At 34.8% G+C, this 14,462-nt stretch carries 5 protein-coding genes; all 5 read right to left on the minus strand.

The window, feature by feature from the left end:
- Window positions 1-100: 100 nt before the first annotated feature.
- The 5 genes from LNP23_RS19035 to LNP23_RS19055 all read right to left on the minus strand — a co-directional run bounded on the left by LNP23_RS19035 (window position 101) and on the right by LNP23_RS19055 (window position 14,397).
- Window positions 101-1,684: a RagB/SusD family nutrient uptake outer membrane protein gene (locus LNP23_RS19035; protein WP_230002429.1), complete on the minus strand. Its 1,584-nt coding sequence runs from the start codon at window positions 1,682-1,684 to the stop codon at window positions 101-103.
- A 148-nt stretch (window positions 1,685-1,832) separates the two neighbouring features.
- Window positions 1,833-4,871 (minus strand): SusC/RagA family TonB-linked outer membrane protein, encoded by a 3,039-nt coding sequence (locus LNP23_RS19040; protein WP_230002430.1) that lies wholly within the window; start codon window positions 4,869-4,871, stop codon window positions 1,833-1,835.
- Between the two features lie 669 nt (window positions 4,872-5,540).
- Window positions 5,541-6,239 carry a DUF3592 domain-containing protein gene (locus LNP23_RS19045; RefSeq protein WP_230002431.1) on the minus strand — a complete coding sequence of 233 codons (699 nt, stop codon included), beginning with the start codon at window positions 6,237-6,239 and terminating at the stop codon, window positions 5,541-5,543.
- A gap of 265 nt (window positions 6,240-6,504) precedes the next feature.
- Window positions 6,505-13,605 (minus strand): glycosyl hydrolase family 18 protein, encoded by a 7,101-nt coding sequence (locus tag LNP23_RS19050; protein WP_230002432.1) that lies wholly within the window; start codon window positions 13,603-13,605, stop codon window positions 6,505-6,507.
- A gap of 432 nt (window positions 13,606-14,037) precedes the next feature.
- Entirely contained in the window at window positions 14,038-14,397 is a 360-nt protein-coding gene (locus LNP23_RS19055) for a helix-turn-helix domain-containing protein (RefSeq protein ID WP_230002433.1), read from the minus strand.
- Between the last annotated feature and the right edge of the window lie 65 nt (window positions 14,398-14,462).

The following is a 14,462-nucleotide window of genomic DNA, read 5'->3' on the forward strand; positions in this document are numbered from 1 at the left end:
TATAGTAATTACCCTTTTGGTTTTTGAAATGGTATAAGCAACTTTAGTCACTTATACCATTTACTAACCAAACTTAAATATTGTTTAAATCTTTTGTTTATTAGAATTTGTTAACTCCGGTATCCCACCAAAGTCTTGTTGCGCCGGTATCTACACCTCCTAAAAGCTGAACTCCCTGCGCATATCCGGTTGGATTAGAAGTTTTTTCATTTACAAAGAAATTCAATCTTCTTACAAAAGTACCTTCTGGAATTTTTCCACCTGAAAAATTATTTGTAGGTAAAAATAGTTTTGGATATCCTGTTCTTCTGGTTTCAGCCCAAGCCTCCTGACCATCAGGGAAACCTGCAATCCATTTTTGAGTAATGATTTTCTGCAATTTCACTTCGTTAGAAACGGCATCAGACCATTTTATTGTTACCAGATTCTGTGCTGCAATGTTATTCGCTGCATTTAACGGATCTGTAAAACCTGTTGATATTGAAGTATCATCATTTGTATAATCAGCAGCACCACTTGCACCTAATTGTGCAAAAGAAGTTGCAATTCCTGACTCATAAAACGATTGAGCAGTTCCCCCACCCATGTTCCAGCCTTTCAACGCTCCTTCGGCTTTCAGAAAGTGAGATTCAGAAGCATTAAACCATGGAATCAAATTATTTTCTACAATTGCACCAATTTGAGAAAATTGATCTTGTTTTGCCGTTTCGTAATCAGAGTCCACTATACTTCCCAGTCTAATTCCTTGATAAGTTCCTGTCTTAGTTTTATGAAAAAATACTGCTCTTCTTGGGTCGTTATAACCATTCATAATTGACACAATTGGAGCTCCTGCATTGATATCTGTCCATGGTCCTGTATAAGTCAAAACAGGATGTTCAGCTTTATAGGCCATATTATCTTCGTTAGAAGTAATAATTCCTATACCAGCCAAAGCAGCTTCTCCTTCTATTTTTGCTTTTACCGGATCTACGTTAGAAATACGCATTGCTAGACGTAACCTTAAAGAATTAGCAAACTTTACCCATTTTTGTACATTACCAACACCTGTAGTTCCGTCTGTTGCATCTTTTTTATCAGGAAAAAAAGTAGCCGTTTTATCAGCTGCGATCGGAGTCAGAATATCTACTGCAGTTTTCAACTCTGCAAAAAACTTATTATAAACCGCTTGTTGAGAGTCATATGGAGTTGATCCATCAGCATTTCCAAAACCGGAATACACAATTGGCCCATAATAATCAGTGGTTTTATGCATAGCATATACTTTTAAAATCAGAGACCAAGCATAAAACTGAGGGTATTTTTCTTTTGTTAATCGCTCCAAATTATAGGCATTAACCATCTCTCTTTGATATTTCTGAACCCATTCTGCACCATTCCAACCATCTAAAAGAACATAGGTTGAATTATTTCTATTCCCCTCAAAAGCAGTTGGTGTTCCCATATACCCTGAAAAGATATCTGCATTTAAGTTGAATTGAATATCTCCTTGCCAGTCATCTGCAACTAAGATATACATACCTCTTTCCATTGCTCTGATTGGAGCTTTAACACGATTAAAGTCTTGCTCTAAATCGTTGTTACTAAAACCGGATTCATTGGTGTTTATATCCTCAAAATTACTTGTACAGCTACCTAGTAAAAGGGCTAAAGCTGAACCAAATACTAATAATTTATTTTTCATTTGTGAATTTTTATTGTTAATTGAAATCATTTTTATTGACTTATAAGCCACCCACTCAGGGTTTTATTGTTTGTCGAATATTTCATATTCTATTGACAAACAAAACATCTTACAACAACCAATAAGGTTTTGTCCTTTTATTATACTATTAGAAAGTTAAATTTAAATTAACACCTACACTTCTCGTTGAAGGCGCTCCAAAAATATCAACACCTTGCAAACCTTCACCACTACTTAATGTTACGTTTGGATCAAACGGAGCATCTTTATAGAAGAAAAATAAATTTTTACCAACAAGAGAAGCATTCACAGTCTTGAAAATTGATTCCTTACTGAAATCAAAAGTATATCCTAACGAAATTTCTCCCAGTCTAATGTTTGTAGCCTTGTACATATATTCACCAGTAGTACCTGCTCTATTACCAACTACATCATAATACTTTTTAGGATCCATTGATGTCACTGCATTTCCATTAATATCTACAGCATTTATCTTAACTCCGCCAGCATCTCTTGCATCACCGGTCGCTTTAGACACTCCATAATAATCCAACATAGCCTCAGTCATACTCATTACGTGCCCTCCAAATCTACCATCAATAAGTATATTTAGGTATGCTTTTTTGTATTTGAATGAGTTAGAGAAACCTAACATAAAATCCGGATTTGAACTTCCCAGATTTACAAAGTCAGTTTTTTGAATGTTTCCTTTATCATCCAGTACAATTTGACCGTTATCATTTCTTACGATATTTTTTCCCTGAATTTCACCAAAAGGCTTTCCAACTTGTAAAACATATCTGTAACTATTCGGATCTCCATTAGTTAAAATAACAGTATTAATATTTCCATTAGCACCAGCACCTAAGCTAAGAACAGTATTTTTATTTGAAGCATAATTCACTCCAATATCCCAAGAGAAATTATCGGTAACTATTGCTTTACCGGTTAAACTAATCTCGAAACCTTTGTTTTCTATACTACCTGCGTTAAATGCATAGTTTGTATATCCTGTAGTATTTGGAATTGGAGCCGGAGCAGTAATTAATTGATTTTTCGTCTCGTTTCTATAATAAGTAAAATCAAAGCCAATTCTGTTATTGACAAATCTCAACTCTGTACCAAATTCGAACGAATTTTGTATTTCCGGTTTTAAAGAAGTACCCGGTTTTGGGCCAGTTACTGGATATGTAACGATACCACCAACAAAAGTATTTACCGGTGATGTTAAAAAAGCACCAATATCATTACCCACCTGAGCATAAGAAGCTCTTACTTTTGCATAACTAATTGCCTTTGGTAATGTTACCATCTGGCTTAAAATAGCCGACATACCTACAGAAGGATAGAAGAATCCTAAATTATCAGTATTTACTAAAGTAGATGACCAATCGTTTCTTCCTGTAACATCAAGAAACAACATCTCTTTATAACCAAAAGTTGCACTTGCAAAAACAGATTGCACTTCTCTTTTACTACCCGTATTTTGTGCATTTCTTTCGGCAGATACAAAATTTCCTGTATTAAACCAGTTCGCATTAACTAATCCGCCTTTTTGTCCGGAATCACTTGTAAAAGCTTCATTAATTGTTGATTTAGTAATACTTGTACCAATAACAGCATTAAATGAAAAGTCATCATTGAATTTTGTATTAATAGTCGCAATCAAATCACCATACAACTGAGAGCTTTCACTATCTGAATAAATATATCGACCTGTAGATGGAGCCAACGTTAGATTTGTTCCCGCATACATTCTTTTATCGAATGTGTTATTAAATTTATTATACCCCCCTCTTGCTTTAAAACTTAACCAGCTATTCGCTTTATAATTTATCGCTACAGAAGATATTAACGAGGTATTTGTATCGATAGAAGCATTTCTGTTTAAGATCCAGCCCGGGTTCTGAATGATATCAGATGTAGCAGATGGCCATCTTTGAAGCATTAAGTTTCTGGAAGGCTCAAAATACTCATAATTACTTTCATAATCTTTAAAATCATTACCTCTTGGAAACAAATACACTCCTGTTAAAGGATTGAAATACAATCCATTTGTAGGCTTATTTTCAATTTTTTGTTCCGCATAAGACAACGCACCATCAATAGTGACTTTATCTCCGAACATTTTGATACTCTGACGAAGTGCAATATTGTTCTTCTTAAATTCATTGGTCGGAATTACACCATCAACTCTAGTATTGGCATAAGTAAGACTAGTTGACATTTTATCTGTCCCTCCATTCACACCGATAGAGTTAATCATCGTTAAACCTGTGTCATAAAAACCTTTAACGTGATCAGGAGACTTTTTCTGAGGACCCCAAGATAAATCAGATGATGGATTTGCAGCGTAATTATTTTGAAATTCCGGTAATGAAACTACGTTATCCACAAATACACTTGTGTTATAATTTGCTGTTACATTTCCTTCTTTACCTTTTTTAGTAGTTATAACAATGACCCCATTAGCTCCTTGAGAACCATATAAAGCAGCTGCAGAAGCTCCTTTAAGAACTGTCATAGACTCAATATCATCCGGGTTAATCATTGAGATTGCGTCTCCACCATCTCTGTTACCTCCGGCTGTATCTCCAAAAACCTGATTTGCCTGAGAAGAATTCGAATTTAACATTGGAATTCCATCCACAACATATAAGGGTTGATTACTTGTCGCTGATGAGTTACCACGAATAGTTACTTTAACTGCACCACCTGCTCCAGCTGAACTTTTCCCTACTATTAAACCTGCAACTTTACCAGACAAGCTGTTCATTAAGTTCGCATCTTTAACACGAGTCACCTCGTCTCCTTTAACCTCTTGTGCTGAATAAGTCAAAGATTTTTTTGATTTCTTAAGACCTAATGAAGTAACAACAACTTCATTTAAATTATTTGACGCACTTTGTAGCAGCTTTACGTTGATTGTAGCGGCATCTCCTACAACAATACTTTGTGTTTCCAGACCAACATAGGTAAAAACCAATGTTTGCCCTTTCTGTACTTCAATTGCATACAATCCGTCAAAATCGGTTGAAGTACCTTTTTGACTTCCCTGTACAGCAACAGATGCCCCTGGTAACGGCACCCCATTAGAATCTGTAATCACACCTTTAACATTTTTTACCTGTGCAAGCGAAACCTGCGCCGTAAAAACAATCATAAAGATTAAGAAAATTTTTTTCATGTTTATTTATTTTGTTAGTTATTAAGGTAAAACTATTCTTAAAATATTGTTAAAAAAAATATTTTATACAAACAGCCACAAACTTTAAACAAACGACATAAAACAATCAACAATATGCTCTGTTAAAACACAAATAAATAAGATATACTAAACATTTTCACATATTAACAATAATTAATCAGCAATATTAACACTAAGCGAAGATAAAATCTTAAAAAGCCAACAGTAGTAAACAAGCAAAAATCCTTTACTAAACAAGCCACAAAACTCTTTTCCTTACTAGAAATTTAACAAAATATTAGAATTCATGTTAACTCTTACACTCGAAGAACTAATATTGTTTTACTTTGACTAGCATAACAATATTCATTAATTAAAGTTATAATTCCTTTAAAACAGGGTCACTAAAATAAACTGTTAATAATAAGATAAAAACAATTACCCGCAGCTATGTTTTGCAATTATAAACAATGAAAAACAGTTAATCAATATTGAATAACTTCTAAGAATAGATTGTAATTTTTAAGCATTGTTAAAACTAGACTGAAGAATAAGTTTAGGATTTTCTTTTTTTGTATTCCATTTAAAATTGCATTTTTATCCATTTTTATTAAAAAGAAAATTAAGCAGTAGAAATATTCAAACGTTCAATCCCCTTTGTCCTTTAAGTTAATTCTTCATCGCAGGCAAAAAAGAAATATCCATATAGTATTTCTTTGGATTTTTTGGGTCAATCATAACCTTAATAGGTTCGGTTCCTATAAAATCGGTAGGATCAAACCAAATGTTATCGCTTTTAAACACATACAATTCATTTGTATTTGTATCAAGCCACTGACTATAAATCAAAAAAGGGTTTCTACCATTTACGGCCAGTCCGTTATTAAACTTCACGTGAGCAAATTTTGTTGAAATACGTTTTCCATTTTCACGCAGGTATCGAATTTCTCTTTGTTTTACTTTATCAAACAAAATAATAAAGAAACCTATTAAAAAGAAAATTATTCCCAAAACCCCGCAGATTAAAGGGCCAAGCCATAAAGATGTAAATCCGTTAATAGAAGCAGAATTGGGTTCGGCTGAATCGTATAACACTTCAACACTTTCTCCCATGCTATAACTTGGTGGACTAGTACTAAAAGAAGTGGTGAATTTTACTTCTTTACCTTCCTTTGTCTTAAATAAAACGAGTGGCTTATATACGATACTATTATCTGATGTTGATTCGAGTAATTCAATAACTGTGCCTTGTGCTGTAAGTGCTTTTTCCTGAAAAGCATGTTGCTTTTGGTAGAAATAAAGAGCTGCGGCGATTAAAGCTAAGCCAATAGTTAAAAAGGTATATTTAATAAATGATAGCGCTTTCATACTTCGTTGTTTCTTGATACTATTACAAAATTATTCGAAAATAAATTACAATTATTACTTCCTTACTTTTTTTCCATAAAAAACCCGACAATACAATTGTCGGGTTCATAATGCATTCCTTCAGGCGAAAACCAAATAACAAATCACCTCAATTCGCAACATTTATTCGAAATATAAAAACCTGATTAAAAAATAAATATCCAAACTCAATTTTAACCGTCCCAATTTTTTTATTTCTAAATTTTCCATTCTTTAGTTCTAAACCTTAGTTTAAAAAGTTCATCACTTTGAATGATTTTTTATTTCCTGCTCTGTCCGTCACTATAACGACAAACAATTGTTTAGTCGTGAAGTTTCTGTTCTGAATCAGGATTTCTTTATTATTTTGAATGTTTTTATGACTTACTAAAGCTTGTCCGATAGTATTAAATACATCCACCTGAGCAATATCTTCTGTTTCATTTGAAACTGACAAAGCATCATTTTTAAAATAAGCTACTGTACTGCTCTTCGCTTCAATTTTATCCAGAGATAACATTTTTGCCGCTGCTTGTGAAGCAAAATATACTGCGTAAGCTTTAGATAATTCAGATGAATTACCACAAGAAGAAGCGTCCCAGTTTACAGACCAAGTCATTAAGCCTCTTAAAGAAGGATAAGGTCCGCCTGGCTGCATCGTGTATGTTCTTCCTGTAAAAGTCGTTCCGGTTCTTAAATAATGCATCGCATTAATTCCTTCTGCCGGCGTTATAAAACCGCTACCTGCTGCACTTGGACAAGCGGGTAATGCAATAAGAACTTTTGAAGCCGGTAAACCATCAAAACGCATTCCGGTTGTAGCAATGTTATACCCTTTTATTATCATATCCGTTAGGGCTGTTACCATGTTTGCTTTTTTAGCTGAACCATAATATTGGCCATCCAATCCGTTTTCACCACCTGTATTATACAATTGTACAGCTAACAAATCCAATTCATTACGCAAGTTTTGAATGATTGGCAGGAAGGAACCAAAAGTATCATTATAGGTAGAATATCCTCCTTGTACGTATTGTGTTTCCGGAGCTGCAGTTAATAAGAATCCAGGGCCATAGTATGCTTTTAATTCTTTGCAAGCATCTACTACGTTTTTCAATCTTGGATAAGCAGAAATACCCGCATAAGAAATATCTCTTAAACCTCCGGCATTAAAATTCATCGATCCGCCTTCAAAATCAATATCAACTCCATCAAATTGATACTCATCAATAATTGCTTTTAAACCATTAACAAAAATATTTTTTTGAGTTACATTGTCCAAAACAACATGACCATTTTGACCTCCAATAGAAACAATAACAGGAACGCCGCTATCTCTTAAGGATTTTATATCGTTCTTCAACAATTGCTTATTGAAAACATTATTCGTCAAATATCTAGTATCATTTGTAGTTAATACTGGTGTATAACCATCACGATTAACGGTTTCTACGAAAGCATAATCAACTACGTTAAACTTACTTCCCACCATTTGAGAAAAATATAAAAATGGAGCACCAGCATTTTCCCAAGAATGCGCATATCCTAAAATAACTTTTGGAGGAAGCGGAATAAATCTGTTGGTGCTTATTGGAGCAATTTTAACCGTATTGTTTAATGTAGTTACAGCAGATTTATTATCAGTTGCTTTGATTACAACCGGATAATCCTGATAAGCAGTAGGTGTAAAATTATACGTATAAGTATTATTTGCACTTGCTGTCATGTTGAACGTACCACCATTGATGGTAATAGTAACACCTGAAACCGATCCGTCACTATCAACCGCTGTAACCGAAATTGGCACAACTTGGAAAGTACTTTGGTATACAGTAGTATTCGATGGTGAACTCCAAGTAATTACAGGTAATTGATTTGGGCAGTTTGCACCAGAACAAGTTAATGTAAAACTATATGTTTTTGAATCTGTTGTTCCGTTTGACGCAGTAGCCGTAACAGTTAAGGTATGACTAAGCGAAAACTGATTTGCTACTGGTGTCCAAACCGCTGTATAAGTTCCTGAAGAATTGGTAGCATTCAAGCTTTGCCCATCTAAACTAAATGCAACAGATGAGATTGTAGTAGCATCAGCAGCACTTAATCCAACACTAGCAACAAAATTAATCGCTGCTCCTAAATTTATAGCAATCGCCGAAGCTGTTGGCGCTGTAATAGCAACCACCGGTTTAGTCACAACCACCGCTTGTGTATTAAAATTATAAACTTGTGGCGTTGTTGGCATTGCGAAATTCGCCAGATTATTTGGAAAATAAGCTACTTCCCCATTCTGCCAAGAATTCATTTTTAAGCTTGTTATGGTAGTATAACCAGATAAAACTGAATTAGCATAGCTGAAATTTCCTGAAGCATCAGTAGTAGCAATAATACTTACATAACCGTGTGTGTTGTCTGTCCAAGGTAAAATCAATTCTACTTTAGCGCCTGAAACTGGACTTGATCCGCTTTTAACACTTCCGCTGATTAAAGTTCCACCTGCAACAACTTGTTGCACAAAGTTTAATGTTTTATTAGCAGCAATAGCAGTATAAACTGTCGATGCCGGAGTAAAACTTAATCCTGTCTTTGCAGCTGTAACTGTATAATTTGACCCTGAAACTAAACTACCAAGTGTATAATTTCCACTTGCGTCTGAAGTAGTCGTTAATGTAGTTGATCCAGAAACTGCTGAAATTGTAACTCCCGAAACTGCAGTCGCTCCGTTTAATACTGATCCACTTACAGTGTAATATACTGGAGCAACCACTTGTGTAAAGTTCAACGTTTTATTAGCAGCAATTGCAGTATAAACAGTTGAAGCCGGTGTAAAACTTAAACCAGTTTTCACAGCTGTAACCGTGTAATCTAAACCTGCAACTAAATTTGCAATTGTATAATTTCCACTTGCGTCAGAAGTAGCTGTCAAAGTTGTAGCGCCAGAAACTGCTGAAACTGTAACTCCCGCAACTGCAGTCGCTCCATTTAAAACTGTTCCGCTTACGGTATAATATACCGGAGTAACAGCTTGTGTAAAATTCAACGTTTTATTAGCAGCAATTGCTGTGTAAACTGTTGAAGCCGGTGTAAATGTTACACCTGATTTTGCAGCTGTTACTGTATAATCTAATCCTGCTACTAAATTAGCAACTGTATAATTTCCACTTGCATCTGAAGTAGCTGTTAAAGTTGTTGATCCCGAAACTGCTGAGATTGTTACACCAGAAACAGCTGTAGTTCCATTTTTAGTTGTTCCGCTTACGGTATAGTAAGTTGGCGTTACAACAGCTTGTGTAAAATTCAACGTTTTGTTAGCAGCAATTGCTGTGTAAACTGTTGAAGCCGGTGTAAATGTTACACCTGATTTTACAGCTGTTACTGTATAATCTAATCCTGCTACTAAATTAGCAACTGTATAATTTCCACTTGCATCTGAAGTAGCTGTTAAAGTTGTTGATCCCGAAACTGCTGAGATTGTTACACCAGAAACAGCTGTAGTTCCATTTTTAGTTGTTCCGCTTACGGTATAGTAAGTTGGCGTTACAACAGTTTGTGTAAAATTCAAAGTTTTGTTAGCAGCAATAGCAGTATAAACTGTTGATGCAGGAGTAAATGTTAATCCTGTTTTTGCAATTGTAACCGTATAATCTGATCCTGAAATTAAATTCGCAACCGAATAATTTCCTGAAGCATCAGAAGTAGCTGTTAAAGTTGTACTTCCAGAAACAGCCGAAATTGTAGCGCCAGAAACCGGAGTACTTCCGTTTAAAACAGTTCCGCTTACAGTATAATACGTTGGTGTAACGACACTAGTACTAAAATCATAAACTGTAACATTTGCCGGAACAGCAAAGTTTGCCAGATTTGATGGTAAATAAGTTACGTTACCATTATCCCAAGTATTTAATTTTAAACTTGAAATTGTAGTATATCCAGCTAAAATAGCATTATCAAAACTATATTTTCCTTGTGCATCTGTAATAGCAATTTTGCTTAAATATGGATGTGAATTGTCTGTCCAAGGTAAAATCAATTCTACTTTAGCACCAGAAACTAGATTTGCTCCATTTTTAACTGTTCCGCTAATTTTATTTACTCCAACTACAATAACATCTTGTGAGAAGTTTAAAGTTTTGTTAGCTATTAAATTAGTATAAACTGTAGAAGCTGGTGTATACGTTTGTCCTGTTAGAGCTGCAGTTACGGTGTAATTACCACCAGACGGTAAACTAATCGTATAAACACCACTTGCATTTGAAACTCCTGTAAAAGTTCCACCTGTAGAAGTAGCTGTAACTGTAACGCCTGAAACCGGAGTTGAAGTATTTAAAATTGTTCCACTAACTGTGTAATAAACAACTGGTGCTCCTTGTACAAAATTCAACGTTTTATTTGCAGCAATTGCAGTATAAACAGTTGAAGCCGGTGTAAAACTTAAACCAGTTTTCATAGCTGTAACCGTGTAATCTAAACCTGCAACTAAATTTGCAATTGTATAATTTCCGCTTGCGTTAGAAGTAGCTGTCAAAGTTGTAGCGCCAGAAACTGCTGAAACTGTAACTCCCGCAACTGCAGTCGCTCCATTTAAAACTGTTCCGCTTACGGTATAATATACCGGAGTAACAACTTGTGTAAAATTCAACGTTTTATTAGCAGCAATTGCTGTGTAAACTGTTGAAGCTGGTGTAAATGTTACACCTGATTTTGCAGCTGTTACTGTATAATCTAATCCTGCTACTAAATTAGCAACTGTATAATTTCCACTTGCATCTGAAGTAGCTGTTAAAGTTGTTGATCCCGAAACTGCTGAGATTGTTACACCAGAAACAGCTGTAGTTCCATTTTTAGTTGTTCCGCTTACGGTATAGTAAGTTGGCGTTACAACAGTTTGTGTAAAATTCAACGTTTTGTTAGCAGCAATAGCAGTATAAACTGTTGATGCAGGAGTAAATGTTAATCCTGTTTTTACAATTGTAACCGTATAATCTGATCCTGAAATTAAATTCGCAACCGAATAATTTCCTGAAGCATCAGAAGTAGCTGTTAAAGTTGTACTTCCAGAAACAGCCGAAATTGTAGCGCCAGAAACCGGAGTACTTCCGTTTAAAACAGTTCCGCTTACAGTATAATACGTTGATGTAACGGCACTAGTACTAAAATCATAAACTGTAGCATTTGCCGGAACAGCAAAGTTTGCCAGATTTGATGGTAAATAAGTTACGTTACCATTATCCCAACTATTTAATTTTAAACTTGAAATTGTAGTATATCCAGCCAAAATAGCATTATCAAAACTATATTTTCCTTGTGCATCTGTAATAGCAATTTTGCTTAAATATGGATGTGAATTGTCAGTCCAAGGCAAGGTTAATTCAACTTTAGCACCAGAAACTAGATTTGCTCCATTTTTAACTGTTCCGCTAATGATTGCAAGAACTACATTTTGTTCAAAATCTACTGTTTTATTGGTCATTAAATTAGCAAAAATGGTCGATGCCGGTGCATAGCTGTAACCTGATGAAGCTGCTGTCACTGTATAATCAGCTCCGGACGGCAGACTGATATTATAAATTCCACTTGCGTTAGAAACTCCTGTAAACGTTACTCCTTGAGAAGCGGCAGTAACTGTAATTCCTGAAACCGGTTTAGCATTATTTAAAATAGTCCCGTTTACCGTATAGAACGTTTGTGTTCCTTGAATGACTATTCCTGTCTGATTAACCGCGACATTGGCTAAATTAACTGGTACAAAAGTATAAGAAGTCTTTACTGCAGTAATAGCATAATTTTTACCCGGAACAAGATTGTTAAATGTAAAATTTCCTGTTGCAGAAACAATCGTTTGTAAAACAGCATTATTGGCATCACGTAATTGAACAGTAATATTGGTTAATAAAGCATTACCGCTTTTTACAGAACCACCAATACTTACTGTACCAGTAACAATACTACCGAATGAAGCGTCGATCTGAGTTAACAATGAATTCGGAATTGAACCTCTCGTATCTTGGGAGACCTCCCAAATCATACCACCTGCTAAATTTTTAGCTTTAACATACTGTACTTTTAAATCTATTGACTGTTTATCTTCATAGGTGATAAACTGTTTTAAAGCAGCATTGTATAAATATGGGACTTTGGTTGTATTGTCAAAATATCGCACCCATCCTGCAGCAGCTGCAGTTGGTGTCACTAACATCGTATTCGCATCCAAATAAGCATGTGAATTGGTAACTGGGTTGCCTACTAAATCACAAATTTCAATACTTCCGGAACGTTCACATGCAGCTGACCCGTCCCAAGTACCGACAGGGGATTGTGGATTTGTACATCCCGAAACTACATCTCTTGGTGCGGCAACAAACAATCCCGGTAAATTTGGATCAGTGCCATTATTTTCCACGTGCTCAAACTTTTTCCCATAAAAAGGCAATCCCATAATTAGTTTATCAGCTGGAAAACCAATTACATTTAAATACTGATTGGTTAACTCATCAAGTGATTCTGACTGCGCGGCACCGTAAAGCGGATCGTTTGGATTTCCACTTGCGTACAACGGAGCATTATGGCAGGTTTTATCGTACCAGTTTCCGCCAAAATCATATCCAAAATAAGTAATATGGTCACAATATGTTGTGATATCTTCAGTCATTCCATATTGTGATCTGTTGTTTGGTCCTAAATATTGTTTAGATACATCCTTAACATTGTTTCCGGCAGCAATCGTGATTAGTTTGTTTGGCATTGCCTGACGCATTGCTTTTAATAAATAAACTAAATTTTTGTTATCATCCGGACTGTGTTTTTGTACAGGAACTATAGCACCATTAAGTACTTCAGTACCATCTGTTCCCCCCATTATCGGATACTCCCAGTCGATATCAAATCCATCTATAAATGGATAAGTTGTAATAAAGTTTGCCATATCTGCAGCCAGAGCAGCTCTTGCCACCGGACTTGCGGCAATTGGAGAAAGATCCTGACCTTTGGTCCATCCTCCAACAGAAATTAATATTTTCAAATGCGGATACTTTTCTTTTAACTTTTTCAAGTCATAAAAATTCCCTTTTACAGGAGCATCCCATGGAATTCCACCTTCTGTATGCTCAAAGTCAGCATAGGTATCCAAACATTTTAACTTTGTATTCTCCGGATGAGCAGGATCAAAAGTTGTCCCATAAAAAGAATAATTCAAATGCGTTAACTTACTCCCATCTATCTTGGGAACATTAAAATCTCGGGCATAAATAGCCCATTGTGCATAATACCCTACTACTTTTTTGCCATGAGCTGGCTGCGCAAACGCAAGTAAGGGAAACAGCAACAAAAACAGTAATCTGTAACAGTGTTTCATAATAAAAAAATTAGTTAATAAATAAATATTCCAAATCACATTACCGTTACTGCCAAAATTTGACACATCAGTAAAAAAATTAGGAATCTAAGGAACAGATTGAATTCGTAACACTGTTAAAATGAATATTCAAGCACAAAAAAAATGAATTTCATCAATCTAAATACTTTGCTTTTGGTAATCTATGATTTGTACTTATATTATTTGATTTTCAATCTCAATGTTTCTTTTTATAATTATTTTTTATGTTTTTCAAGTGAGAATACCATAAAAGCCAGCATAGTTTTGCTAGACCATATGAATTAATAAACAATCTCGCCATGAAACTTAACAAAGAGAGCCAAAATCAAATTCTAAGGTTTTTATTTTAAGTTATACTGTAATAATAATTTGGTTTAATTCTATCTTAAAAAAGTAGCCATTCTATCATTCCTACTCCTTTCCATCAAGTTTATTTCTCAAGTAAACAATTTCATCTTTTAAAGTATTTATTTGTTCTTTGTAAAGTGCTCTCTCTTTATCAAAATGAGTTTTAACCTCATTTATTCCTCCTTCATTTCTCATCAAATTATTCGGATTGGAGCATAATATTGAATTCTCATGAAAATTAACCACATAACTCAACTCAAGGTTTAAGATTAAAACTATTTTCTGTAATTTATCTAAGCTGATCCTTGTTTTACCAGTCTCAATATCTGAATACGCCGCTTGTGAAATCTCTAACAAAACAGCCATGTATTGCTGAGAATATCCTTTGATTACCCTAATCTTTCTTACATTCTCCCCGACCATTCTTTTATTTTTAAAAATAGGAAATTATTTACAAATATAACAAAAGAAATATGTTTGTAGGAATT

Source organism: Flavobacterium cupriresistens (genome assembly GCF_020911925.1).
Taxonomy (GTDB): Bacteria; Bacteroidota; Bacteroidia; order Flavobacteriales; family Flavobacteriaceae; genus Flavobacterium; species Flavobacterium cupriresistens.

Excerpts from the sequence above, each read along its gene's own strand:
- LNP23_RS19035 (WP_230002429.1), bottom strand. The coding sequence starts at position 1,684 with ATGAAAAATAAATTATTAGTATTTGGTTCAGCTTTAGCCCTTTTACTA.
- LNP23_RS19040 (WP_230002430.1), bottom strand. The coding sequence starts at position 4,871 with ATGAAAAAAATTTTCTTAATCTTTATGATTGTTTTTACGGCGCAGGTT.
- LNP23_RS19045 (WP_230002431.1), bottom strand. The coding sequence starts at position 6,239 with ATGAAAGCGCTATCATTTATTAAATATACCTTTTTAACTATTGGCTTA.
- LNP23_RS19050 (WP_230002432.1), bottom strand. The coding sequence starts at position 13,605 with ATGAAACACTGTTACAGATTACTGTTTTTGTTGCTGTTTCCCTTACTT.
- LNP23_RS19055 (WP_230002433.1), bottom strand. The coding sequence starts at position 14,397 with ATGGTCGGGGAGAATGTAAGAAAGATTAGGGTAATCAAAGGATATTCT.